This window comes from Sandarakinorhabdus sp. FBCC-B8862 (assembly GCF_059745315.1).
Genome location: NZ_CM185574.1, coordinates 905268 through 929799 on the forward strand (window position 1 = coordinate 905268; position 24532 = coordinate 929799).

23 protein-coding genes are annotated in these 24532 nt (G+C 66.0%); 9 read left to right on the forward strand and 14 right to left on the reverse strand.

Annotated elements, in window-relative coordinates; all coding sequences use genetic code 11:
- Window positions 1–3: 3 nt before the first annotated feature.
- The 4 genes from lexA to AC6BOR_RS04290 all read left to right on the forward strand — a co-directional run bounded on the left by lexA (window position 4) and on the right by AC6BOR_RS04290 (window position 1661).
- The gene (lexA, locus tag AC6BOR_RS04275) at window positions 4–687 is read left to right on the forward strand and encodes a transcriptional repressor LexA (RefSeq protein WP_498059962.1); all 684 of its coding nucleotides are present in this window, start codon (window positions 4–6) and stop codon (window positions 685–687) included.
- Between the two features lie 128 nt (window positions 688–815).
- A complete protein-coding gene (locus AC6BOR_RS04280; protein WP_498059963.1) occupies window positions 816–1250 on the forward strand; it encodes a hypothetical protein in 435 nt (144 codons plus the stop codon).
- Window positions 1247–1453 carry a helix-turn-helix transcriptional regulator gene (locus tag AC6BOR_RS04285; protein ID WP_498059964.1) on the forward strand — a complete coding sequence of 69 codons (207 nt, stop codon included), beginning with the start codon at window positions 1247–1249 and terminating at the stop codon, window positions 1451–1453. Before AC6BOR_RS04280 ends, AC6BOR_RS04285 begins: the two co-directional genes overlap by 4 nt.
- 1 nt (window position 1454) lies before the next feature.
- On the forward strand, window positions 1455–1661 hold the full coding sequence (locus AC6BOR_RS04290) for a hypothetical protein (RefSeq protein WP_498059965.1): 207 nt from the start codon (window positions 1455–1457) through the stop codon (window positions 1659–1661).
- Here AC6BOR_RS04290 and AC6BOR_RS04295 read toward each other — a convergent pair.
- Window positions 1643–2671, reverse strand: a complete 1029-nt coding sequence (locus AC6BOR_RS04295; RefSeq protein ID WP_498059966.1) for an amidohydrolase family protein — start codon at window positions 2669–2671, stop codon at window positions 1643–1645. The genes AC6BOR_RS04290 and AC6BOR_RS04295 overlap by 19 nt on opposite strands.
- A gap of 203 nt (window positions 2672–2874) precedes the next feature.
- Between AC6BOR_RS04295 and AC6BOR_RS04300 the strand changes: the two genes are divergently transcribed.
- On the forward strand, window positions 2875–3624 hold the full coding sequence (locus AC6BOR_RS04300) for a PEPxxWA-CTERM sorting domain-containing protein (RefSeq protein WP_498059967.1): 750 nt from the start codon (window positions 2875–2877) through the stop codon (window positions 3622–3624).
- Here AC6BOR_RS04300 and AC6BOR_RS04305 read toward each other — a convergent pair.
- Complete coding sequence (locus tag AC6BOR_RS04305) at window positions 3614–5704, reverse strand: ComEC/Rec2 family competence protein (RefSeq protein ID WP_498059968.1); 2091 nt, start codon at window positions 5702–5704, stop codon at window positions 3614–3616. The genes AC6BOR_RS04300 and AC6BOR_RS04305 overlap by 11 nt on opposite strands.
- Window positions 5705–5771: 67 nt before the next feature.
- Between AC6BOR_RS04305 and gltX the strand changes: the two genes are divergently transcribed.
- The 4 genes from gltX (at window position 5772) to AC6BOR_RS04325 (ending at window position 11392) form a co-directional block, all read left to right on the forward strand.
- Complete coding sequence (gene gltX, locus AC6BOR_RS04310; protein WP_498059969.1) at window positions 5772–7196, forward strand: glutamate--tRNA ligase; 1425 nt, start codon at window positions 5772–5774, stop codon at window positions 7194–7196.
- Between the two features lie 17 nt (window positions 7197–7213).
- Window positions 7214–8494 (forward strand): citrate synthase, encoded by a 1281-nt coding sequence (locus AC6BOR_RS04315; RefSeq protein ID WP_498059970.1) that lies wholly within the window; start codon window positions 7214–7216, stop codon window positions 8492–8494.
- Between the two features lie 82 nt (window positions 8495–8576).
- Window positions 8577–10739 (forward strand): hypothetical protein, encoded by a 2163-nt coding sequence (locus AC6BOR_RS04320; protein ID WP_498059971.1) that lies wholly within the window; start codon window positions 8577–8579, stop codon window positions 10737–10739.
- 89 nt (window positions 10740–10828) lie between these two features.
- Entirely contained in the window at window positions 10829–11392 is a 564-nt protein-coding gene (locus AC6BOR_RS04325; RefSeq protein WP_498059972.1) for a phosphoribosylanthranilate isomerase, read from the forward strand.
- Here the strand turns inward: AC6BOR_RS04325 and AC6BOR_RS04330 are convergent.
- Genes AC6BOR_RS04330 through nuoG form a run of 12 tightly spaced genes read right to left on the reverse strand, consistent with a single transcriptional unit; the run spans window position 11371 to window position 24320 of the window.
- A complete protein-coding gene (locus AC6BOR_RS04330) occupies window positions 11371–11661 on the reverse strand; it encodes a DUF1467 family protein (protein WP_498059973.1) in 291 nt (96 codons plus the stop codon). The two genes, AC6BOR_RS04325 and AC6BOR_RS04330, sit on opposite strands and share 22 nt — an antisense overlap.
- The gene (locus tag AC6BOR_RS04335) at window positions 11658–13304 is read right to left on the reverse strand and encodes a ribonuclease J (RefSeq protein ID WP_498059974.1); all 1647 of its coding nucleotides are present in this window, start codon (window positions 13302–13304) and stop codon (window positions 11658–11660) included. The genes AC6BOR_RS04330 and AC6BOR_RS04335 overlap by 4 nt, the downstream gene beginning before the upstream one ends.
- Complete coding sequence (locus AC6BOR_RS04340; protein WP_086116986.1) at window positions 13305–14090, reverse strand: type III pantothenate kinase; 786 nt, start codon at window positions 14088–14090, stop codon at window positions 13305–13307.
- A gap of 12 nt (window positions 14091–14102) precedes the next feature.
- Window positions 14103–14816, reverse strand: a complete 714-nt coding sequence (locus AC6BOR_RS04345; RefSeq protein WP_498059975.1) for a biotin--[acetyl-CoA-carboxylase] ligase — start codon at window positions 14814–14816, stop codon at window positions 14103–14105.
- Entirely contained in the window at window positions 14816–16276 is a 1461-nt protein-coding gene (nuoN, locus tag AC6BOR_RS04350) for an NADH-quinone oxidoreductase subunit NuoN (RefSeq protein ID WP_498059976.1), read from the reverse strand. The genes AC6BOR_RS04345 and nuoN overlap by 1 nt, the downstream gene beginning before the upstream one ends.
- Window positions 16276–17841 carry an NADH-quinone oxidoreductase subunit M gene (locus AC6BOR_RS04355; protein WP_498059977.1) on the reverse strand — a complete coding sequence of 522 codons (1566 nt, stop codon included), beginning with the start codon at window positions 17839–17841 and terminating at the stop codon, window positions 16276–16278. The genes nuoN and AC6BOR_RS04355 overlap by 1 nt, the downstream gene beginning before the upstream one ends.
- Window positions 17841–19841 (reverse strand): NADH-quinone oxidoreductase subunit L, encoded by a 2001-nt coding sequence (gene nuoL / locus AC6BOR_RS04360; protein WP_498059978.1) that lies wholly within the window; start codon window positions 19839–19841, stop codon window positions 17841–17843. Before nuoL ends, AC6BOR_RS04355 begins: the two co-directional genes overlap by 1 nt.
- A gap of 1 nt (window position 19842) precedes the next feature.
- Window positions 19843–20148 carry an NADH-quinone oxidoreductase subunit NuoK gene (gene nuoK, locus AC6BOR_RS04365; RefSeq protein ID WP_086116982.1) on the reverse strand — a complete coding sequence of 102 codons (306 nt, stop codon included), beginning with the start codon at window positions 20146–20148 and terminating at the stop codon, window positions 19843–19845.
- Complete coding sequence (locus AC6BOR_RS04370) at window positions 20145–20759, reverse strand: NADH-quinone oxidoreductase subunit J (protein WP_207759257.1); 615 nt, start codon at window positions 20757–20759, stop codon at window positions 20145–20147. The genes nuoK and AC6BOR_RS04370 overlap by 4 nt, the downstream gene beginning before the upstream one ends.
- Window positions 20756–21244: an NADH-quinone oxidoreductase subunit NuoI gene (gene nuoI, locus AC6BOR_RS04375; protein WP_094473736.1), complete on the reverse strand. Its 489-nt coding sequence runs from the start codon at window positions 21242–21244 to the stop codon at window positions 20756–20758. Before nuoI ends, AC6BOR_RS04370 begins: the two co-directional genes overlap by 4 nt.
- Window positions 21244–22311, reverse strand: a complete 1068-nt coding sequence (gene nuoH / locus AC6BOR_RS04380) for an NADH-quinone oxidoreductase subunit NuoH (RefSeq protein ID WP_498059979.1) — start codon at window positions 22309–22311, stop codon at window positions 21244–21246. Before nuoH ends, nuoI begins: the two co-directional genes overlap by 1 nt.
- Window positions 22308–24320 carry an NADH-quinone oxidoreductase subunit NuoG gene (gene nuoG, locus AC6BOR_RS04385; protein ID WP_498059980.1) on the reverse strand — a complete coding sequence of 671 codons (2013 nt, stop codon included), beginning with the start codon at window positions 24318–24320 and terminating at the stop codon, window positions 22308–22310. Before nuoG ends, nuoH begins: the two co-directional genes overlap by 4 nt.
- Window positions 24321–24532: the final 212 nt, after the last annotated feature.

Genomic DNA, 24532 nt, shown 5'->3' on the forward strand with positions numbered 1-24532 from the left:
GACATGCTCACCAAGAAACAGCAGGAACTGCTTGTTTTCATCGATGAACGCCTGAAATCCGACGGCGTTTCCCCATCGTTCGAGGAAATGAAGGAGGCGTTGAGCCTCAAATCCAAATCCGGCGTCCACCGCCTGATCAACGCACTGGAGGAACGCGCCTTCATCCGCCGCCTGCCCAACCGCGCCCGCGCGCTGGAGGTGCTGCGCCTGCCCGATGCGCTGAAGGCCGAAAAGCCGGCGTTGAGCCTGGTTTCCAGCCGCCCGGCACCGGCCCCACCGGCGGTTGCCATGCTGGCAGCGAATGACACCATCACCGTGCCGCTGCACGGCCGCATTGCCGCCGGCCTGCCGGTGGAGGCACTGGAAAGCGACCAGTCGCTCTCCGTGCCCTCCGCCCTGCTCGGCCCCGGCGATCATTATGCGCTGGAAGTGTCGGGCGATTCGATGATCGAAGCCGGCATCCACGACGGCGATTATGCCCTCATTCGCAAGTGCGACACCGCACGGGATGGCGATATCGTCGTGGCGCTGATCAACGGCGAGGATGCGACGCTGAAATATCTGCGCCACGAAAAGGGCCTGATCCGCCTCGATCCGGCCAACAGCGCGCACCAGCCCCAGCGCTATCGCCCCGATCAGGTGCGCATCCAGGGCAAGCTCGCCGGCCTGCTCCGCCGTTACCACTGATCGGCTGCGCTGCGGCGCTGCCCCAAAGCTGATCGCCCGCAGCCGCGCCCCGGCTGCGGGCGAAGTCATGTTTACTTGACTTCGCGCCGACTCGATGTCATGTTTACCTTACCTTTTGGGAGGCAAACATGACACAGACCCGCAAACGCCGCCTGCGCCGCTGGAGCGACCATGCAGCCATGATGCTGCTGGGTGTTGGCATCGCCGTGGCGATCCAGCTTGCAGCCGATCGCGTGCCGCCCGCCGTCATCGGCTGGGCCATCGGCCTCTTGATGGCTGGTCTTGGCCTGTGGGCCTGTCTCAAGGGCCCACGGGTCGACGAAATGTCGTTGGCCGGCGTGAAATTCGCCTGGCTGTGGGGCGGCTTTGCCGGCCTGGCGGTCGGGCTCGGCCTGTTCCAATGGGCGGTGCTCGCCGGGCGTGGCATTGGCTGGCCGGTGGCAGCGGGGGAAATCCGCGCCTTTGGCACCGGCATCATCATCGTCATCGGTGTCCAGATGCTGGCCTATCTGGCCATTCTCGCCGGCTGGTGGTGGCGCAAGAACCGCGGAGACGGCGAATGAAGAGCCGCCTCAAGCTGCTGCGCGCCGAACATGGCCTGACCCAGGCTGATCTCGGCGATCTCGTCGGCGTGTCACGCCAGGCCATCAACGCCATTGAAACCGGCAAGTTCGAACCCTCGCTGGGCCTGGCCTGGCGCCTCGCCCGGCACTTTGGCCACCCCATCGAAGCCATCTTCGATTTCACCGACGAACTGGAAGGATGACATGATGAACCGTCACCATATGCGCTGGCTCAGCCTGATCCTGGGCATCATTGCCGGCTATGCCGCACTCGGCCTGCTGCTGTCCGATCAGCTGAGCAAGCGCGAAACCCTCAGCCTGATCGCCGCCCTGTCGAGCAGCCTTGGCCTGCTTGTCAGCCTTTCGGCGCTGCGCCGGCCCGGCTGTTCACGTCAGACGACCAGGCGATAAACCCGCGCCGCCGTGCCGCTGAACAGCGCGGTCTTCTCCGCCTCACTCGCGCCGGCCGCGATCAGTTTGAAGGCGTTCCACAGCGTCGCATAATCGCAGGTGCCGCGATCCACTGGGAAATTGCTTTCAAACATGCAGCGGTCCGGCCCGAAGGCTTCGATGCAGGTTTCAATCCACGGCCGCCATTCGTCGGCCAGTTGCCGGGCATCGGCGGGCGGATCGGCCATGAAACTGGCGAAACCGGCAAAGGGCATGGCGAGGCCGCCCAGCTTCATCACCACATTGGGGCAGGCAGCCAGCGCCCTGATATCAGCCGCCCAGGCGGCAAACCCGGCATCACGCTTCCCGGCATAGGCCGCAACGCCCAGCGGCGTCGCCACATGATCGCAGATGATGGCAAGATCGGGCATGGCGCGGGCCAGATCGATCAGATCGGGCAATTGCGGCGCCAGCAGCCAGCAATCCCACGACAGGCCCAACGCCACCATTTCCCGCAGGCCGGCGCGATAGGCCGGGCTGGCCAACAGGTGCGGCGGGTTGCGCTGCAATATGCCCAGCACATGCGGATCGTCATCCCAGGCCGGCGAATGGCGAATGCCGCGAAAGCGCGCCGGCGCAGCGGCCAGATGGGCTTCCAGCACCGGGCGCACGGCCGAACCGAGTGTGAGATCGGCATGGCCAACAATGCCGGCACAGGCCCGCGCCCGGCCATAAAGCCCGGAAGCACTCATCGCCGCCACGCCGTTGACGAATTCGGTTTCGCCCACCGGTCGCAGCGGCGCCGGACCATCGGCGCGATAGAAGGCACCGCACTCCACAAACACGCTGGCCACCACATTGTGGCCGGCAGCCATGTCGGCGTTGAGCTGGTCCAGCAGATAGAGCCGGCTCAACCCCAGCGCCTTTTCAAACGGGTAGGCACCTGCGGCCGGCAGCGGGAATGGCCGCCGGTCCCACAAATGATGGTGCGGATCGATGATCGGCCGATCAGGATCGATGATGTGCGGCATGGCCCGTCCCCTCCCGCACAGCATGCCCGATGCCGGCCCTGATCGGCAATGGCCTTAGCTCATTGCAAAACCGCAGAATTTTACTTTTTGAATTTATAGTTAACGTTCACCTAATTTGCCTTGCATTGCTCTCATCCGGTTGGCACACACAGTCACGAACCATGCCAGGGTCGGCAGGGCTGAACAGAAACAGGGTTGCTTCCATGCAGTCGCTTTCCATCCGCGTCGGGCTGTGCCTGGCGGCCGCCACGCTCGTGCCAAGCGCTGCCGAGGCCATTGTCTATGTGAAGACCGCGACGCAGACGGTGGATTACACCGTCGGCTTCACCACCTCGACGCAATATAACAACAACCCGTCCAACCAAATCACCTCGTTCAATCCGCTGGTGTTCACGATCAACCAGTTCAACCCGGTGGGCAGCAAGGGCCAGGCATTGTTGTTGACCAGCGTGAAGGTCAGCGTCACCAGCCAGCTGGGCGGCACTGTCACGCTGGTCAATGGATCGGCCAACGCCCGCATTGGCGATCTGATCTTCCGGATCGGCAACAGCTTCACCATTGATCTGCCGGGGCCCAGTGATTTTGTCGTTTCCACCACGCCGGGCAGCAGCACGATCCCGTTCAACATCCCGCGCCAGGCCCGTGGCAACATCGGCCTTGCCGGCACCAACACCTCGGCCAGCGGCGTGTTCACCCCGGCCAGCTTCGTGCCTTATGTTGGCACCGGCACCTTCACGGTCACCCACGCCTTGGCCAATTTCTTCTCCGATGTCGTACTGGCCACCGGCGGCAAGGGCAATCTGAACGGCACCTCCGATGCCAATGTGAACGGCCAGTTCGTGATCGAATATACGTATCAGGATCCGATCCCCGAACCGTCGAGCTGGGCCATGCTGATCGCCGGCTTTGGTCTGGTTGGCGCCGCCGCCCGCCGTCGCCGCGCTATCGCCTGACCGGGCGCCACGGCCGGTCCCCCGTCACATCGGCCGCCGCCGCCACCCGGCGCTGATCCAGCCACACGGCGACAGCGCCGGTCTCGTCCAGGCTGGCACGGTCCAGCTTCAGCCAGCGTGGCCGGCACCAGAGCGGCAGGCCGCGGTCAGACACCACGATGTCGGCGGCCGCGCAGGCCGGCGCCATAACCGTGCGCGGCAGCAGATAGCGGCTGGTGGTGGCCAGCAGGCGCCAGCGCCGGCCGCCGCGCTGCACATCGGCGAGGCAGGCATCCTCGGAACAATGTGCGCCGGCCACCTGCCCCAGCCACAGCGCATCGGCGGCATCGCTGCCCATGGCTTCGGCCATATTGTCGAGCATCCAGTCGCCCATCCGCGCCCGGGCGTGGGCGAGCCGGCCATCGGGCAGGCGCAGCGCCAGTTGCCGGCCATCACCGCTGATCAGCAGATCAGGCGGCGGGCTGGCCTGCGCCATCACGACGCCCGCCACCACCCCGGCCAGCCCCAGCCAGCGCGCACGGCTGCGCCACAGCGCCAGCCACAGTCCGCCGGCGGCGCCAACGGCAAAGGCCGGTCCCGGCACGGCGCTGGTGATGACCACCGCCCCCGGCATCGCCGCCGTGATGTCGGCCAAATCAATCAACCGCTGCAATGCCCAGCCTGCCAGCGGCCACAGCCAGCCCAGCCCCAACGCCTCGCCGGCCAGGGCCAGCATCAGCGCCGGCATGGCGACAAGGCTGGTCCACGGAATGGCCAGCAGATTGGCCAGCACGCCATAGAGGCCGCTGCGGCCGAAATGATAGAGGCCAATGCCGGCCAGCGCCGCTTCGGCGACCAGACCGGTCGCCAGCAGGCCGGCGGCATGCCGGGCCAGCCAGTGCCACCAGGCCTCATCCTCCCGAACGGCGTTCAGCCAGCGGCCGGCTGGGCTTTCAAACAGGGCGATGATGCCGATCACCGCGGCAAAGCTCATCTGGAAGCTGGCACCCAGCAGGGCTTCGGGCCGCACCAGCAGAATCGCGAAGGCCGCCGCTGCCACCAGCCGCAGCGACAGCGCCTGCCGGCCCAGCACCATGCCGGCCACCACGATGCTGGCCACGATCACCGCCCGCACCGTCGGCACCTGGGCGCCGGCCAGCAGCGTATAGGCAAGGCCGGCTAGCGCCCCGCCCGCCAGCGCCAGCGTGGGGACCGGCACCCTGAGCGCCAGCCACGGCCACAGCGCCAGACCGCGCCGCAACAGAAAGGCCATGCCGCCCACCACCACGGCGATGTGCAGGCCGGAGATGGACAGAAGATGCGCCAACCCGGCATCGCGCATGGCCTGGGCGGTGGCCGGCGGGATCGCACCCTGCTGCCCGGTCACGAAGGCGGCGGCAACCGTGCCCGCCTCCCCCGGCACCGCCGCCATGATGCGCGCCTGGATGGCGCCGCGCAGGCCCGCCAGCCACAGCGCCGGGCCAGGCCGGGCCGGCGCGGTCACGGTGACGGGGCCGAGCGCCACGCCGCTGGCGCCAATGCCATCAAACCAGGCGCGGCGGCCGACATCATAGCCGCCCGGCACGGCCGCGCCTGCGGGTGGGGAGAGCAGCGCCCGCATCGCAATCCGGCTGCCCGGCACGATGACAGACTGGCCCGGCGGCAACCGCAGGCTCAACCGCGCCACCCCCTGCGGCCGTACGTCGGGCCGCAGGATCAGCCGCTGCGCCCCGTATGGCAGCGGTTCATTGTCCTCCACCAGGCCGTTGAGCCGGACAAACTGGCGTTCGGCCAGCACTGCATGCGCGTTCATCGCCACCCGCACATCGGTGGCCGCAAGGCCCAGCACCAGCATCAACGCCACCGCTGCCAGCGGCCGCCAGCGCGCCAGCGCCGCCCCGCCGGCCAGCGCCAGCGCGGCCAGCAGCGCCGCCTGCCGCCAAGGCGCCCATGGCAGGGCAAACCACAGGGCGATGCCAGCGGCCAGCGCCACCGGCAGCCATAGCGGCAGGTGGTGACGCTCGGCCTCCAGCCAGGCAAACCAGCGGTCCTGAAACCGCTGTGCGGCCGTTTGTTTCTCCGCCTTGCTTCTGCTAACCACCCGCACGCTTTCGTCTTGGCCCCTCCCGGCCACAGACCCTTGCACAACAGGATTGGATGAAACGCGCATGAGCGCAAGCAACTTGACCACGGGCAAGGTCGTCACCCGCTTTGCCCCGTCGCCCACCGGCTTCCTGCACATCGGCGGCGCCCGCACCGCCCTGTTCAACTGGCTGTTCGCCCGCCATCATGGCGGCGAATTCCGCCTGCGCATCGAGGATACCGACCGGGCGCGCTCCACCGATGCCGCCATCGCCGCCATCATCGATGGCATGGGCTGGCTGAACCTCAGCCACGATGGCGAGATCGTCTATCAGTTCAGCCGCGCCGCCCGCCATGCCGAGGTGGCGCGCCAGCTGCTGGAGGCGGGCCATGCCTATCGCTGCTATGCCACGCCCGAGGAGCTGGAGGCGCTTCGCGAGGCCCAGCGCGCCGCCAAGCAGCCCATGCGCTATGACGGGCGCTGGCGCGACCGCACCGATTGGCCGAACGACAAGCCCTATGTCATCCGCCTCAAGGCCCCGCGCGACGGCAGCGTCACCATCGAGGACCGGGTGCAGGGCCCGGTGACGGTGAACAATGCCGAGCTGGATGATTTCGTGCTGCTGCGGTCAGACGGCACCCCGACCTATATGCTGGCCGTCGTGGTGGATGATCACGACATGGGCGTGACCCACGTGATCCGCGGCGATGATCATCTCAACAACGCCTTCCGCCAGCTGGCGCTGATCCGTGCGCTGGGCTGGCCGGAGCCGATCTATGCCCATATCCCGCTGATCCACGGCAGCGATGGCGCCAAATTGTCAAAGCGGCATGGCGCGCTGGGCGTTGATGCCTATCGCGACGAGATGGGCCTGCTGCCCGAGGCGGTGGAGAATTATCTGCTGCGCCTGGGCTGGGGCCATGGCGATGAGGAGATCATCAGCCGCGAGCAAGCGATCGGCTGGTTCGACCTGGCGGGCGTCGGCCGCAGCCCGTCGCGGTTCGATATCAAGAAGCTGGAGAATCTGAACGGCCATTATATCCGCGCCGCCGATGATACCCGGCTGGTCGATCTGATCGCGGCCCGTGTCGCCGCGGCATTGGGTCGCGAATTGCACGATGCCGATCGGGCGCTTTTGCAGCGCACCATGCCAGAGCTCAAAAAGCGAGCCAACAACCTCAATGATTTGGCCAATGGCTGCCTTTTCTATCTTCGCAGCCGCCCAATCCCCATGGACGAAGGTGCGACCAAACTGCTAGCGTCTGCGGCACCAGGGCTGCTTGACCGCACCCGGGCCCGATTCGCCGAGCAGGATGACTGGTCGGCCGCCGCGCTGGAACAGCTGGCGCGCGCGTTGGCGGAAAGCGAAGGCGCCAAGCTTGGCCAGATCGCCCAGCCGCTGCGCGCCGCTGTAACCGGTTCGGCACAATCGCCCGGATTGTTCGAGGTGCTGGAAGTGCTGGGCAAGGATGAGGTGCTGGGGCGGATTTCGGATGCCCTGGCCATGTGAGCGAAGGGACGAGCGACATGACGGCCACGATCAATGTTGATGGCAAGGGCGCGGACTATCCGGTGCGGGCTGGCAGCATCGGGCCGGAAGTCATCGATATCCGCAAGCTTTATGGCAACACTGGCCGCTTCACCTTCGACCCCGGCTTCACCAGCACCGCCGCCTGCGAATCCAAGATCACCTATATCGATGGCGACGAGGGCGTGCTGCTGCACCGCGGCTATCCGATCGAGCAGCTGGCCGAACAGTCCAGCTTCCTCGAGGTTGCCTATCTGCTGCTGAACGGCGAGTTGCCGAACCAGAAGGAACATGACGAGTTCCGCTATCTGATCACGCGGCACACCATGGTGCATGAACAGCTCGCCACCTTCTATCGCGGTTTCCGGCGTGATGCCCACCCGATGGCGATCATGTGCGGCGTCGTCGGCGCGCTGTCGGCCTTCTATCACGACTCCACCGACATTCATGATCCGATGCAGCGCGAGATCGCCTGCCACCGCCTGATCGCCAAGATGCCGACGATTGCGGCCATGGCCTATAAATATTCGGTCGGCCAGCCCTTCCTCTATCCCGACAACTCGTTGAGCTACACCGGCAATTTCCTGCGGATGACCTTTGGTGTGCCGGCCGAGCCCTATATGATCAACCCGGTGGTGGAAGACGCGCTGGACAAGATCTTCATCCTGCACGCCGATCACGAGCAAAATGCCTCCACCTCCACCGTGCGTCTCGCCGGTTCGTCGGGCGCCAATCCCTTTGCCTGCATCGCCGCCGGCATCGCCTGCCTGTGGGGCCCGGCGCACGGCGGCGCCAACGAGGCGGCGCTGGAAATGCTGCGCGAGATCGGCCGGCCGGAGCGGATTCCGGAATTCGTCGCCCGCGCCAAGAACAAGGATGACCCGTTCCGCCTGATGGGCTTTGGCCACCGCGTCTACAAGAATTATGATCCGCGCGCCAAGGTGCTGGGCGCAGCGGCCACCAAGGTGCTCGACACGCTGGGCATTTCCGATCCGGTGCTCGACACCGCGCGTGAGCTGGAGCGGGTTGCCCTGTCGGATGATTATTTCATCGAGAAGAAGCTTTATCCGAACGTCGATTTCTATTCCGGCATCATCCTGTCGGCCATCGGCTTCCCCACCTCCATGTTCACCGCGCTGTTCGCACTGGCCCGCACCACCGGCTGGATCGCGCAGTGGACCGAAATGATGGAAGACAAGGAACAGAAGATCGGCCGGCCGCGCCAGCTCTACACCGGCCACGGCCCGCGCGATTATGTGCCGCTGGCCCAGCGCGGCTGACGTTCGCGGAATCTTTGCCATTGCAGGATAACAGGGGGCTGCCGGCTTGAACGGCGGCCCCTTTTCCTGTTTGTGATTGGCCATGGACGATCTGTTCACCCCCTTGCCTCCGCGCCGCTGGCCGTGGATCATCGCCGCCGTTGCCAGCCTGCTGTGGGTGGCCGGTATCGGTGCCGGCTGGGCCGCCTTCACCGGGCAGATCGTGCTCGCCGATGGCGCACAGCCGCTGATCATCGCCGGGCTGGCGCTGCTGGCGCCGCTGGCCGTGGTCTGGCTGGCGGTGCTGCAGCTGCGTGATGCCGGCGCGATCGCCGCGTTGCGCGCCGAAACCGCTGAAACCCGCGCCAAACTGGCCGCCATCGAGGTGGAGCGCAGCGCTGCCGCGCTGGCGGCGCTGCAGGAACAGCTTGACACCACCGCCCACCGCATCGCCGCCCTGGCCAAGCCGGTCACCGTCCATGCCGGCGCCATTGCCGATGCCGGCCGCGCCCTTGACGCCAGCAACGATGCGCTGGCCCGCACCATCGCCCAGGCGACGGCCGCCGCCAATGAGGTGGCCGGCGCCGTGCCGGCCGCCACCGCCCAGGCCGACAGCCTGATTGAACTGCTGGGCCGCGCCGACAACCAGCTGCGCGCCCAGTTGGCCGAAACCGAAACGCTGCTCGCTGCCCTTTACACCCGCGCCAGTGAGGCCGAAGCCCAGGCCCGCAGCGCCGCGGCCAGCAGCGCCCGCGAGATCGGCGCCCTGGGGGAGGCCGGTGCCGCCAGCCTCGCCCAGCTGACCAACGCCGCAGACGCCGCCCGCGCCGCCGTCGAAACGCCGCTGGCAACCCTGCAAGCCGCGCTGGATGCTGCCAGCAACCGCACGCTGGCGGTGGTGGATGGCACGCGCGAGGCGGTGCACACCCAGACCAGCGCCATGCTGGCCGGGCTGGACCAGGCCCGCACCACGCTGGCGCACATCGGTGGCGAAGCCGCCCGCACCCTCGACGAACGGCTGACGACGCTGCAGACGCTGGCCAGCCGGGTGGCGGCCGAAATCGAGACGGCCGGGGCCAACGCCGGGCAGCTTGTGACCGATCTGGCCGCCCGGGTGGAAGCGATGGAGGCCCGCCTCACCGCCGCCATGCAGGCCAGCAGTGCGGCGCTGGCCAGCCTTGACGAGGGCATGACCAGTGCGACCGCAAGTGCCAGCGCGCTGGGGCAGCCGATCGACAGTGCCGCGGCCACCCTGGCGCAGCTGCAGGGCCAGCTCGCCGGCATCAGTGCCGAAGCCCAGGCGACGCTGACCCTGCTCGACACGCGCGTGCCGGCAACCGAACCGCTGATCGCCACGCTGTCCACCCGCCTCGCCGCCCTGAAGGCCGAGGCCGAGGCGCTGGCCGAGCCCATCCTGGCCAGCAGCAACAATGTTGGCAGCGCCAGCGACCGGCTGGCCTTCGCCCGCGAAGCCCTTGCCGCCAGCAGCGCCGAACTGGCCGACGCAATCGCCCGCGCCCAGGACCAGCTGCGCAGCCTCGAGGCCGACACTGGGCGGTTGGCGCTGACCACTTCGACCGATCTCATCGATAGTTTCGGTCGCGTGCGCGATGTCGCCCAGGCCGCCGCCGGTGCGATGCGCACCGCGCTCGACGGCGTGGTGGCCGAAGCCGAGGCCGCTCTGGGCGAAGCCGCCAGCAGCCGCGCCGAAACCGCCTTTGCGGCCCCCATTCGCCAACGGATCGAAGAATTGGTAGCCCTGCAGGGCAAGGCCGGCGATGCCGCCCAGGCCGCCGCGGAACGGGTGACGCAACGCATCCTGTCGCTCACCAGCACGCTGGCCGAGGTGGAAGCGCATGTGGCGGCGGTGGAAACCCGGGCCGATGTGCGCGCCCGCAACGCGCTGGGCCGCCGTGCCAACAGCCTGATCGACAGTTTGCAGGGCAGCGCTGTGGACATGGCAAGGCTGCTGGACTTCGACGTGGATGACAAGGCGTGGGGCGATTATGCCGCCGGTGACCGCGCCGCCATCGCCCGCCGGCTGGAACAGGGGCTCGATCATGGCACCGGCCGCCAGTTCGTCCGCCATTTCCAGCACGACAGCGAATTCCGCGCCGAAGCCGGCCGCTTCCTCGCCGATTTCGAAGCGCTGATCGGTGAGATCATGCCGGAGCGCGGCGGCGAGGCGCTGGGCGCCGTGCTGCTGTCGTCCACCCTGGGCAAACTTTATCTGGCGCTGGGCCAGGCCGCCGGGCGGTTCAACTGATCCGCATCAAGATCTGTTGCATCGCGTCCCCGGCGGAAGCCCGGCTGGCGCTGGCGGCCGGGGCCGAGGTGCTGGGGCTGGTCGCCGCGATGCCAAGCGGGCCGGGGCCAATCCGTGATGATGAGATCGCCGCCATCGCCGCTGGCCTGCCGCCGCATGTGCTCAGTCTGTTGCTGACCGCTGAAACCACCGCCAGCGCCATCGCCGGTCATGTGCGGCGCACCGGGGTGAAGGGCGTGCAGATTGTCAGCCACATTGAACCGGATGAGCAGGAAAAGCTGGCCCGGCTGCTGCCCAATCATGAACGCTGGCAGGTCGTCCATGTGGAGGACGAAACCGCGCTGGCCATGATCCCCGCCCACGGCCCCCATGTCACCGGCTTCCTGCTCGATTCCGGCCGGCCGTCCCGCAACGAGCTGGGTGGCACCGGCCGGGTGCATGACTGGGCGGTCAGCGCCGCCTTCGTGGCAGCAAGCCCGGTGCCAGTCTTTCTCGCCGGCGGTCTGAACCCCGGCAACGCGGCCGAAGCCGTGGCACGGGTAAGGCCGGCGGGGCTGGATGTGTGTTCTGGCCTGCGTGTCGACGGCCGGCTCGATAGCACGCTGGCAAGCGCCTTCGTCGCCGCCGCGCGTCAGCCCTGCACCGGCGCATAGGGCCCGCGGGTCTGCCAGAAGGGCACATCGTCCACGCCCACCCAGCCATAGACATAATTGGCCATGAACAGGCCGAACAGCACGGCGCTGATCGCCGTGGTCCACAGCATCTTTTTCAGGATCATCGGATTGGATGGCGCCGAAGTCGCCTGGCCCGGCACCGGCTCGCTGCCATCCTCGTCCGCCGTCTTCACGCCAAACGGCAAGACGGCAAACAGGGTGAGCGTCCAGAACAACAGATAGATGGCCAGCGCGGACTGGAGCTTCACAGCCGGATCACCTGCACATCGGTCACCGGCTTCTTGCCCGTCCAATCGCGCGCGACGCGGCGGACGGCGACGCGAATGGCCTCGGCATAGGCGTCAGGCCGCTTTGCATCCGCCTTCGCCGCCGCCTTTTCGGCCGCTTCGGCACAGGCATCCAGAAATTCCGCCTTGTCTTCCTCCACCGGCACGCCCTGCGCGCTCACCTTCGGCGTGGCGGCCGGCAGGCCGTTGCGGCCCACCACCACGGCGACTGCGATCATGCCGTTGTGCGCCAGCCGCCGCCGTTCAACGATGGTGGCGCCATCGGCGGGCAGGATCACATCGCCATCCAGAACCAGCCGCCCGGCCTTTTCATGGCCCAAAAGCTTGGGCCCATCGGGTGCCAGCCGGATCGCGCTGCCGTTCACCGGCACCAGCGCCTGGGGCACGCCGCACGCCTTGGCCAGCTTGGCATGTTCTTCCATGTGCCGGCGTTCGCCATGCACGGGAATGGCGATCTGGGGCCGGATCCATTCATACATGGCCTCCAGCTCCGGCTGGCCGGGGTGGCCCGACACGTGCACATGCGCCTGTTTTTCGGTGACGATATCGATGCCGCGGCTGGCCAGGGCATTCTGCACCCGGCCGATGCTGAGCTCGTTGCCCGGTATCTGCTTCGATGAATAGACAACCAGATCGCCCGGCTCCAGCTTCAGCACCGGATGGCTGCCCTCGGCAATGCGGGAGAGCGCCGCCTGCGGTTCGCCTTGCGCACCGGTGCACAGGATCAGCACCTTGTTTCGCGGCAGCGTCATCGCGGTTTCCCAATCGACCGGATCGGGCAGATCGGTGAGATAGCCGGTGGCGCGCGCCACCTTGACGATACGGTCCATGCTGCGCCCGGCCAGCACCAGCTCGCGCCCGGCGGCCTTGGCGACCTGGCCCAGCGTGCCCAGCCGCGCGGCATTGCTGGCAAAGGTCGTCACCAGCACCCGACCCGATTTGCGCGCCTTTATGAGGCGCATCAGGCCATCCTTCACATCGCTTTCGCTGCCCGAGGCTTCCGGGTTGAACACGTTGGTGGAATCGCCAACGAGCGCCAATATGCCCTCATCACCAATGGCCTTCAGTTCGGCCGCCGTCACCGGATTGCCGAGCAGTGGCGCATCATCCAGCTTCCAGTCGCCGGTGTGGAAGATGCGGCCATAGGGTGTGTCGATGATCAGCGCATTGCCTTCCGGGATGGAGTGCGCGAGCGCGACATATTTGAACCCGAACGGCCCCAGCTGCAGCGTGCCGCCCATCGGCACGATGTGCAGCTTCACCTCACCCAGCAGCCCTTCCTCCTCCAGCTTCTTGGCGATCAGGCCGGCGGTGAACGGGGTGGCATAGAGCGGCACCTTCAGTTCGGCCGCCAGATAGGGGATGGCGCCGATATGATCCTCATGCCCGTGGGTGAGCACGATGCCGAGCAGATCCTTGCGCCGCTCCTCGATGAAGGCGAGATCGGGCAGCACGACATCAATGCCGGGATAGCGGGGATCACCAAAGGTCATCCCCAGATCAACCATCACCCATTTGCCGTTGGCGCCATAGAGATTGACGTTCATGCCAATCTCGCCTGACCCGCCCAGCGGCAGGAAAATCAACTCGTTACCAGGGGTCATTCAATTCTGCTTTGCGTTCAATATGTGGAGGCGGATCAGGCCGCGAATGGTGAGATCACCGTCGACATGGGCTATCGCAGGTGTGTGGCGCTGGAACAAGGTGGCAAGACCGCCGGTGGCGATCACCGTGGGCATTGACGGCAGTTCGGCCGACAGCCGCGCCACCAGCCCTTCGATCAAGCCAACATAGCCCCAGAACAGCCCTGATTGCATCGCGTGCACGGTGCCCTTGCCGATGGCGCCAAGATCGCCCGGCGGCGGCTCCACCGCGATGCGCGGCAGTTTGGCGGCGGCCTGATAGAGCGCGTCCATCGACAGGTTGATGCCCGGCGCAATCGCCCCGCCCTGATAGGCGCCATCGGCCGAAACGACATCAAAGGTGGTGGCGGTGCCGAAATCGATGATAATCAGATCGCCGGCCCATTCATCATGGGCGGCAACCGCGTTGACCAGCCGGTCCGCCCCGACCTCGGCCGGGTTGGGCAGGGCGATGTCCAGCCCCATATCGATCTGGCCCACGGCCACCACCAGCGGTTCGACATTGAAATATTTGCGGCACAGGCGCTGCAGGTTGAACAATGTGGGCGGCACCACGGTGGAGATGATCGCCGCATCGACGATGCCCATCGCCACCCCTTCCAGCGCCATCAGCTGGTGCAGCCACACCGCATATTCATCGGCTGTGCGCTGGCCATCGGTGGAAATGCGCCAGCGGTGCATGATCTCATCGCCTTCGCACAGGGCGAAGACGATGTTGGTGTTGCCCACGTCAATGGCCAGCAGCATGGCCCAACACTCCTAAAGCGCGAAGACTTCGCCGGCATGGATGGCGCGCAGGCTGCCATCATCGCCGGCCAGCAGCAATGCGCCATCATCACCCAGGCCGGCAAACACGCCTTCCGGGCTTTCATGGCCCAGGCGCGCGACGATGCGCCCGCCCACCCCGGCTGCGCGCGCCAACCACTGGTCACGGATCGGGGCAAAGCCATCGGCCGCCCACACGGCCCGCCACCGGGCAAAGGCCGGGGCCAGCGCATCGAGCACGGCAAGCGGCGTTGGCACCGGCAGGCCAGCGGCGGCGAGGCTGGTGGCAGGCCGTTCGGTGCCATGCGGGTGGTGGGCCAGATTGACGCCGATGCCGATCACCAGCGCCGCCCCTTGTCGTTCCAGCAGGATGCCCGAACATTTGGTGCCATCCAGCAGCACGTCATTGGGCCATTTCAGCGTGAAACGGGCCGCCGCACCACTCACTGCCGCCAGGGCGTCGTGCAGCGCCAGCGCCGCCACGAAGCTCAACTGTTGCACCGGGCCATCGGCCTTCACCAGCACCGATCCCATGAAGTTGCCAAGGCCCTGATCACTGCCATCGTTCCACACCCGCCCACGCCGGCCGCGCCCGGCCGTCTGGCGATCGGCAATCACCCAATGGCCATCGGGCAGCGCATCGGCGCGGGCCAGCAGCCAGTCGTTGGTGGAGCCCACCTCGGCGAGGTGGGTGACATCAGCTGTCATCAAGCCGGAAACAGCGCCGCAGCCGCGCGCGCCGTCGCCACCGCCAGCGGCGACATGGCGAGCATGCCAAGCGGCGAGCAGAACAGCGCGCAAGCCGCAATCAGCGCGCCGTTGACCGGGCTGCCCTCGCTGGCCAGCGCCACCGCCGGTTCATCGAAATACATGATCTTGATGAGCCGCAGATAATAAAAGGCCGCGACGACCGAGGCGATGAAGCCGATGATGGCCAGGCCCAAGAGGCCCGAGGCAATCGCGGCCTGGAACACCGCGAACTTGGGCCAGAAGCCAAGCAGCGGCGGAATGCCGGCGAGGGAAAACATGAAGATGGCCAGCGCCAGCGCCAGCTTCGGCTGAGTTTTCGACAGGCCGGCCAGATCGGCCATGGTTTCCACCGTGCCGCCATCGGGCCGGCGCAGCTGCAGCACGACCAGGAAGCTGCCCAGCGTCATCGCCACATAGACGGTGACATAGAAGAGCAGCGCCGAAATGCCTGCCGGGCTGCCGGGAGACAGGCCGACCAGCGCAAAGCCGATGTTGGCGATGGAGCTATAGGCGAGTAGGCGCTTGACGTTGGTTTGCGCCACCGCCGCCACCGCGCCCAGCACCATGGAGGCGATGGCGATGAACATGATGATCTGCTGCCAATCGGCCGCCACCTTGCCGGGGAAGGCCACCACCAGCACCCGTGCCATCAGGCCCAGCGCTGCCGCCTTGGGCGCCGCCGAGAAAAAGGCCGCCACCGGGGTGGGCGCGCCTTCATAGACATCGGGCGTCCACATGTGGAACGGCACGGCCGAGACCTTGAAGGCGAGGCCAGCGAGGATGAAGACGATGCCGAACAACAGGCCGATCGAGCGTTCCGCCTGGGCCGAGACCAGCTGGGCAATCACATCGAGCTGGGTCGAACCGGCAAAGCCATAGACGAGGGTGACGCCATAGAGCAGCATCCCCGAGGCCAGCGCCCCCAGCACGAAATATTTGAGGCCGGCTTCGGCCGAACGGTCATCGGTGCGGCTGAAGGCGGCGAGCACATAGGAGGGCAGCGCCGCCAGCTCGAGCCCGACATAGAGGGTGAGCAGATCATTGGCCGAGACCATCATCGCCATGCCCAACGCCGCGAGCAGCATCAGCACCGGATATTCAAAGCGGCCAGCACCGCTTTCCTGCAGCCACGGCAGCGCCAGCAGCACCGAAGCCGCAGCGGCGGCCATGATGATCACCTTCAGATAGGCGGAAAAATCATCGGCGACATAAAGCCCGTCAAAGGCGATGCTGCGCCCGGCCGGGGCATCGACCAGGCTGAAGCCGGCGACGGCCAGAATTGCCACGGCGAACAGGCTGGTCACCACCAGCGCGCGGTGCTTCGGCGTGAAGGTGCCGAGCATCAGCGCGGCCAGGCTGCCCAGCGTCAGGATGGTTTCCGGGCCGGCAATGGCGATGGAGGCGAAGATCGGGTGCATCAGTGGTGGCCCCCAGCATGGGCAGTGTTGGCCTGGGCAGGGCTTTCCAGCGCCGGCAGCGCGGGCGACAGCGTCATGTCCGTCGGCACGGTAGCCAGTTCGCGGCCTTCCAGCCGGGCGACCACGGCGGCAATCGCCGGTTTCATCGGCTGCTGGAAGCTCTTGGGATAAATGCCCATCCACAGCGTGGCGATGATGATGGGCGCCAGAATGGCGATCTCGCGGGCCGAAAGATCCGGCATCGCCCGCGTGTCCTCGCCCGCCGCCTTGCCATAGGCGACGCGCGCATAGAGCCAGAGCATGTAACCGGCGCCCAGAATGATGCCGGTGGTGAGCACGAAGGTCGCCCAGGTGCTGGTCTGATACAGGCCGAGCAGCACCAGGAATTCGGCGACAAAGCCCGATGTTGCCGGCAGGCCAACGCTGGCCATGGTGAAGAACAGCAGCACCAGCGCATATTTCGGCATGGTGTCCGCCAGACCGCCATAACGGCCGATCTCGCGGGTGTGCAGCCGGTCATAGATCACACCGACACACAGGAACAGCGCGCCCGAAACGAGGCCGTGGGACAGCATCATCACCATCGCGCCCTCGATGCCCTGCGTGTTCAGCGCAAACAGGCCGCCCGTCACGAACGCCATGTGGGCTACCGATGAATAGGCGATCAGCTTCTTCATGTCGTGCTGCACCAGCGCCACCAGCGATGTGTAGACCACCGCGACCATGGACAGCGCGAACACCAGCCAGATCAGTTGGGCCGAGGCATCGGGGAACATCGGCAGCGAGAAGCGGATGAAGCCGTAGCCGCCCAGTTTCAGCAGCACACCGGCGAGGATGACGGAGCCCGCAGTGGGCGCCTCCACGTGGGCATCGGGCAGCCAGGTGTGCACCGGCCACATCGGCATCTTCACCGCAAAGCTGGCGAAGAAGGCGAGGAACAGCCAGAACTGCGCGTCCTTGGCGAAATCATACTTGCTCAGATCGCCGATGTCCGACGATCCGGCCTGGCCCACCATCCACAGCATGGCGACCAGCATCAGCACCGAGCCGAGCAGCGTGTAGAGGAAGAATTTGTAGGACGCATAAATGCGCCGCGCGCCGCCCCAGATGCCGATGATCAGGAACATCGGGATCAGGCCGCCTTCGAAGAACAGATAGAAGAGGAAGATGTCCCGCGCCGCGAAGGTGCCGATCATCAGCGATTCCATCAGCAGGAACGCCGCCATATATTCCGGCACGCGCTTCTGCACCGCTTCCCAGCTCGCCAGCACGCACAGCGGCATCAGGAACACCGAAAGCTCGATCAGCATCAGCGCGATGCCATCAATGCCCAGCGACCAGCTGAAATAGGGCGCGAACAGCTGCAACTGTTCCGGGAACTGGAAGGCGGCCGAGCTCTGATCAAAGTTCAGCCACAGCCAGATGCCGGCGCCGAATTCCACCAGCGTGGTGGCCAGCGCCACCACCCGCGCCCGGCCGGCGCGCTCCTGCTCGCCACCCGGCAGCGTTGCCACCACCAACGCTGCCACCACCGGCAGCAGAATCATGATCGAAAGGATCGGCATCAGCGCATCATCCAGGCGGCAGCGGCGGCCAGGCCGACCAGCATCACCAGAGCGTAGGAATAGACATAACCCGACTGGAAGCGGCGGGCGAGACCGGCACCGGCCACCACCACATCGGCAGCGCCATTGGGGCCAAAACGATCGATCGTCTGCTGGTCACCGCGGGTCCAGAACATCCGACCAAACCACAGGGCCGGCTTGACGAAGATCGCGTTGTACAGCTCGTCGAAATACCATTTCCGCAAGAGGAATTGATACAGGCCCGGCACCTCGTTCTGCCACCATTTCGGGATCGACGGCTTGTTCAGGAACACATGCCAGGCGAGGCCAAGCCCTGCGAAGAACGCCACGGACGGCGTGTAGACCACCCAGGCCGGCACCTCGTGCATGGCGTGCATCAGATGTTCGTTGAACGCCAGGCTGCCGCGCCAGAATTCTGCGCCACCTTCGGCGCCAACGAACTGTTCGTGCCACACGAACCCGGCCAGCAGCGCGCCGACACCAAGCACGAACAGCGGGATCAGCATGGTGATCGGGCTTTCGTGCGGGTGATAGCCGGCGGTCGGATCATCATGGCCGTGCGCGTGATGATGATCATCATGGCCATGGTGCGCATCATGCGCGGCATGCTGGATATGCTCACTGCCGGCCCAGCGCGGGCTTCCGAAGAAGGTCAGGAACACCAGCCGCCACGAATAGAAGCTGGTCAGCGCCGCCACGATCGCCCCCACGAAGAAGGCGAACATGCCGTGGCTGGTGCCGCTGGCGAACGCCGCTTCCAGGATGGCATCCTTGGAATAATAGCCGGCGGTGAAGAAGAAGCCGGTCAAGGCCAGCGTGCCGATCGTCATCATCCAGAAGGTGATCGGGATGTGGCGACGCAGGCCGCCATAGAAGCGCATGTCCTGCTCGTGATGCATGGCGTGGATGACACTGCCCGCCCCCAGGAACAGCAGCGCCTTGAAGAAGGCGTGGGTGAACAGGTGGAACATCGCCGCGCCATAGGCCCCGGCGCCAGCGGCAAAGAACATGTAACCGAGCTGCGAGCAGGTGGAATAGGCGATCACCCGCTTGATGTCGTTCTGCACCATGCCCACCGTCGCGGCGAACAGCGCCGTGCAGGCACCCAGCACACAGACAACCGCCTGCGCAGTGGGGCTGGCTTCAAACATCGGGGACAGGCGGCAGACCATGAACACACCGGCCGTCACCATGGTGGCGGCGTGGATCAGGGCCGAAACCGGCGTCGGGCCTTCCATGGCATCGGGCAGCCAGGTGTGCAGGCCCAACTGGGCAGACTTGCCGCAGGCGCCGACGAACAGCAGCAGGCAAAGGCAGGTCATCACATCGACCTGCCCGCCGAGGAAGCTGAACGTCTGGCCGCTGTGCTGCGGCACGGCCGCCAGGATGGCATCGATGGAAACGGTGCCAAACACCATGAAGGTGGCAAAGATGCCGAGCGAGAAGCCGAAATCGCCCACCCGGTTGACCACGAAGGCCTTGATGGCGGCGGCGTTGGCCGATGGCTTGGTGTACCAGAAACCGATCAGCAGATAGGAGGCGAGACCCACGCCTTCCCAGCCGAAGAACATCTGCACCAGATTGTCCGCCGTCACCAGCATCAGCATGGCGAAGGTGAACAGCGACAGATAGGCGAAGAAGCGGCTCTGCGACGGGTCTTCCGCCATATAGCCCCAGCTGTAGAGGTGGACGAGCGCCGATACGCTGGTCACCACCACCAGCATCACGGCGGTGAGCGTATCGACCTTCAGCGCCCATTTGACCGACAGCGCGCCGCTTTCGATCCAGTCCAGCACCGGCACAACGCTCGCCTCGGCGCCGTTCAACCAGAAGCCAACGAACGTCACCCAGGCCAGCGCCGCCGAAACGAACAGGCCGCCAGTGGTCAGGGCCTTGGCAGCGGTGTGGCCGATCACGCGGCCACCCAGGCCGGCGATGGCCGCCATCAGCAGCGGCAGGAAGACAAGCACGGTGATCATGTCAGCCCTTCATCAGATCGGCTTGATCCACCGCCACCGTGCCGCGGTTGCGGAAATAGATCACCAATATGGCCAGACCGATGGCCGCTTCCCCGGCCGCCACGGTCAGCACGAACATCGCGAAAATCTGGCCATGCACCTGGTGCAGATAGGCCGAGAAAGCGACGAGGTTGATGTTGACGCTGAGCAGGATCAGTTCGAGCGCCATCAGGATGATGATGATGTTGCGGCGGTTGAGGAAAATCCCGAACACGCCGAGCACGAACAGCGCGGCCGAAACGGCCAGATAATGGGTGAGCCCGATCACAGTTCCACCCCCTGGCCGATGGCGGCCTTGCCCACGGCGACGGTGCCGCCCGGCGTGCGCGCATTCTGGGCGGCGATGCTCTGCTTCTTGATGCCCACGCGGCGGCGGTGCGTCAGCACGATGGCGCCGATCATGGCCGCGAGCAGGATGAGGCCCGACATGGAGAAGACGAAGAAATAGCGGGTGTAGAGCTGGCTGCCGATCCACTGGGTGTTGGTCATCCCCGGCGGCGGCCCGGCCAGCGCTTCGTGGACGATGACGCCCTGCCCCGCGGTCCAGCCGCTGGCGACCAGCAGCACCTCGGCCAGGATCACACCCGACACGGCCAGGCCCAGCGGCAGATTCTGCAACGCGCCGCGCTGCAAGGCCTTGAAATCAATGTCGAGCATCATGACGACAAACAGGAACAGCACCGCGACCGCGCCGACATAGACGATGACCAGCAGCATCGCCAGAAACTCGGCGCCCAACAGGATGAACAGGCCGGCGGCGTTGAAGAAGGCGAGGATCAGCCACAGCACACTGTGCACCGGGTTCTTGGCGGTGATCACCATCAGGCCGCTGGTGAGCAGCAGCCCGGCGAAGAGATAGAAAGCGAACGCGGCCATCAGCGATACTCCGCGTCGGCCGCGATGTTGGCGGCGATGGCGCGTTCCCACTTCTCGCCGTTCGCCAGCAGCTTGTCCTTGGTATAGATCAGCTCCTCGCGCGTCTCGACCGAGAATTCGAAATTCGGCGTTTCGACAATGGCATCGACCGGGCAGGCCTCTTGGCACAGGCCGCAATAGATGCACTTGGTCATGTCGATGTCGTACCGCGTCGTCCGCCGCGAACCATCGGCGCGCGGTTCGGCCTCGATGGTGATGGCCTGGGCCGGGCACACGGCTTCGCACAGCTTGCAGGCAATGCAGCGTTCCTCGCCGTTGGGATAGCGCCTGAGCGCATGTTCGCCGCGGAAGCGCGGGGACACCGGGCCCTTTTCATAAGGATAGTTCAGCGTCGCCTTGGGCCGGAACACATAGCGCAGCGTCAGCCACAGGCCGGAGACAAATTCCAGCAGCAGCAACGACTTGGCGGAGCGGAGCAGCGCGGTCATCACATCACTCCCGGCGCGGCGGCGAAATGCCCGGTGAACATCAGCCAGCCCGAGACCACGACCACCCAGAACAGCGACAGCGGCAGAAACACCTTCCAGCCCAGCCGCATCAGCTGGTCATAGCGGTAGCGCGGCACCGTCGCCTTCACCCAGGCGAACAGGAAGAACAGGAAGGCCATCTTGCCGAGGAACCAGACAAAGCCCGGAATGGCATAGAGGAACGGCAGATCGAGCGGCGGCAGCCACCCGCCCAGGAACAGGGTGGGGATCAGCGCGCACATGAACAGGATATTGGCATATTCGCCGAGGAAGAAGAGCGCGAAGGACATGCTCGAATATTCGACCTGGTAACCGGCGACGAGTTCGGCTTCGGCCTCGGGCAGATCGAACGGCGGCCGGTTGGTTTCGGCGAGCGCGGTGATGAAGAACATGATGCCCATCGGGAACAGCAAGGGATTGAAAATATTGCCGTTCAAGATGCCCAGCACATTGCCCTTCTGGGACATGACGATGTCAGACAGGTTGAGGCTCTGGGCGTACATCATCACTGCAACGAGGATGAAACCCATCGAAACTTCGTAGGAAACCATCTGCGCCGCCGAGCGCAGGCCGCCGAGGAAGGCATATTTGGAGTTGGACGCCCAGCCCGACATGATGATGCCATAGACGCCCATCGAGGAGACGGCGAAGATATAGAGCAGGCCGACATTGAGATCAGCCAGCACCAGGCCGGCATCGAACGGCATCACCGCCCACACCACCAGCGCCAGCGTGAAGCTGATCATCGGGGCGAGCAGGAACACGCCGGTGGAGGCGCCGGCCGGGATGATGGTTTCCTTCAGGAACAATTTTGCAGCATCGGCAAAGGTTTGCAGGATGCCGAACGGGCCGACCACGTTGGGGCCGCGCCGCATCTGCATCGCCGCCCAGATCTTGCGATCAGCATAAACCGCCAGCGCCACACCCACCATCACCGGGAAGGCGATGGCGAGAATGAGCGTGAGATTGGCAAGGAACCAGCCCAGGCCAGCGCCGAACTGTTCAACGAACCAGCCGGTGTAGGTCATTCCGCCGCCTCCCGGCTTTCGGGCGCCAGCAGCGACGACACGCAGGCGGCCATGGTGGCGCTGGCCCGTGCGATCGGGTTGGTCAGCTGATAATTGCTGTAAATATGATGGAGCGGGCCACGCAGCGGCGGCGCGGTGACCGCAGCCAGCGTCGCGGTGCGCGCAATCAGGCCATCGGTGGCCAGATCCGGCCATTCGGTGGCAATACGCGCGCGCAGGGCAATGAGATCATCATAAGGCAGCTTCACGCCCAGCACGGACGACAGGGCGCGCATGATCGTCCAATCCTCGCGCGCGTCGCCGGGCGGCTGCGTCGCCTTCAGCGCCCGCTGCACCCGGCCTTCCATGTTGACATAGATGCCGGCCTTTTCGGTGTAGGCCGCTGCCGGCAGGATCACATCGGCATGCGCCACGCCGCGATCGCCGTGGGTGCCGACATAGACGGTGAAACGCCCGGCCTGCACATTGACTTCATCCGCGCCCAGCAGGAACAGCGCCTTCACGTCGGCATCGCCCATCAGCGCGTTGATGCCGCCATCAACCGCCAGGCCCAGCCGCAGCGCGCCGGCGCGCGCAGCGGCCGTGTGCACCAGGTTGAAGCCGTTCCAGCCATCGCGCACCACGTTCAGCCGTGTGGCCGCAGCGCGCGCGGCTTCATACAGGCCCGGCGTCTTCAGCGCGCCCATGCCCACCAGGATCATCGGCCGCTGCGCCTGCGCAAAAGCCTCCACCACCGCCGCCGGCAGATCGGCCAGCAGCGCGGCATCATCGCCCAACTGGGTCAGCGGGAAGGACAGATCGACATCCGGCCCGATGCTGAACGCCTTGGCGCCGCCCTTCTTCACCGCCTTCCTCAGCCGCACGTTCAATAGCGCGGCCTCGTGGCGCGGGTTGGTGCCGATCAGCAGGATCGCATCGGCGGTTTCGGCCGCGGCAAGGCCCGTGCCGAACAGCCAGCCGGCCGGCTCGCCCGCATCGAACAGCGCGCCATCCTGCCGGCACTCGATCCGCGTCGCGCCCAGCCCGGCCAGCAGGTCCTTGAACGCCACCATGTCTTCGACGGCGCAAAGGTCACCCACCACGCCGGCAATCTCGGCACCGGAAAGGCCCTTCAGCCCGGCGGCAATTGCCTGGAACGCTTCGGCCCAGCTCGCCTTTTGCAGCTTGCCACCCACCCGCACCCACGGCGTGTCGAGCCGGCGTTCGCTGAGGCCATCGATGGCAAAGCGGCTCTTGTCGGCCAGCCATTCCTCGTTCACGTCGTCATTGATGCGCGGCGTCACGCGCAGCACGGCGGCGCCGCGGCTGCCCACCACGATGTTGCTGCCGATGGCATCCATCACATCGATCGAATCGGTCTTCTTCAGCTCCCACGGGCGCGCCTGGAAGGCATAGGGCTTGGAGGTGAGCGCGCCGACGGGACACAGATCGATCACATTGCCCGACACTTCGGAGGTGACGGCCCGCTCCAGATAGGAGGTGATCTGCATCGATTCGCCCCGGCCGATGGCGCCGATCTCCTCGACCCCGGCGACTTCCTCGGCAAAGCGCACGCAGCGGGTGCAGTGGATGCACCGCGTCATCACCGTCTTGATCAGCGGGCCCATATATTTCTCGGTCACCGCCCGCTTGTTTTCCTCATAGCGGTTGGCGCCCCGGCCATAGGCCATGGCCTGATCCTGCAGATCACACTCACCGCCCTGGTCACAGATCGGGCAATCCAGCGGGTGGTTGATGAGCAGAAACTCCATCACCCCCTCGCGGGCCTTCTTCACCTTTTCCGACTTGGTGTGGATCACCTGGCCATCGGCCGCCGGCATGGCGCAACTGGCCACCGGCTTGGGCGATTTTTCCATTTCCACCAGGCACATGCGGCAGTTGCCGGCAATCGACAGCCGCTCGTGATAACAGAAACGCGGAATCTCCGCCCCGGCCGCTTCACAGGCCTGCAGCACGGTGGCGCCGCCCGGCACCTCCACTTCGATTCCATCGACCGTCAGTTTCGGCATGCGCTCAATCCTGCCAAGCCACACTGGCCCGGCCGCATGCTGGCCGCACGTGCATGTTCATTCTTCCAGTTGGACGGCCCGACCGGGCGCCAGACCATCCGGGGTATAGCGAGGCGCTTGCGGCATGGGAAGGCAAAACAGCGACATTCTGCCGCGCTTCCGCATTTTTCCGGGGCCCTTTGAGGCGCTTCCCGCACTGCGGCAGGCCACTG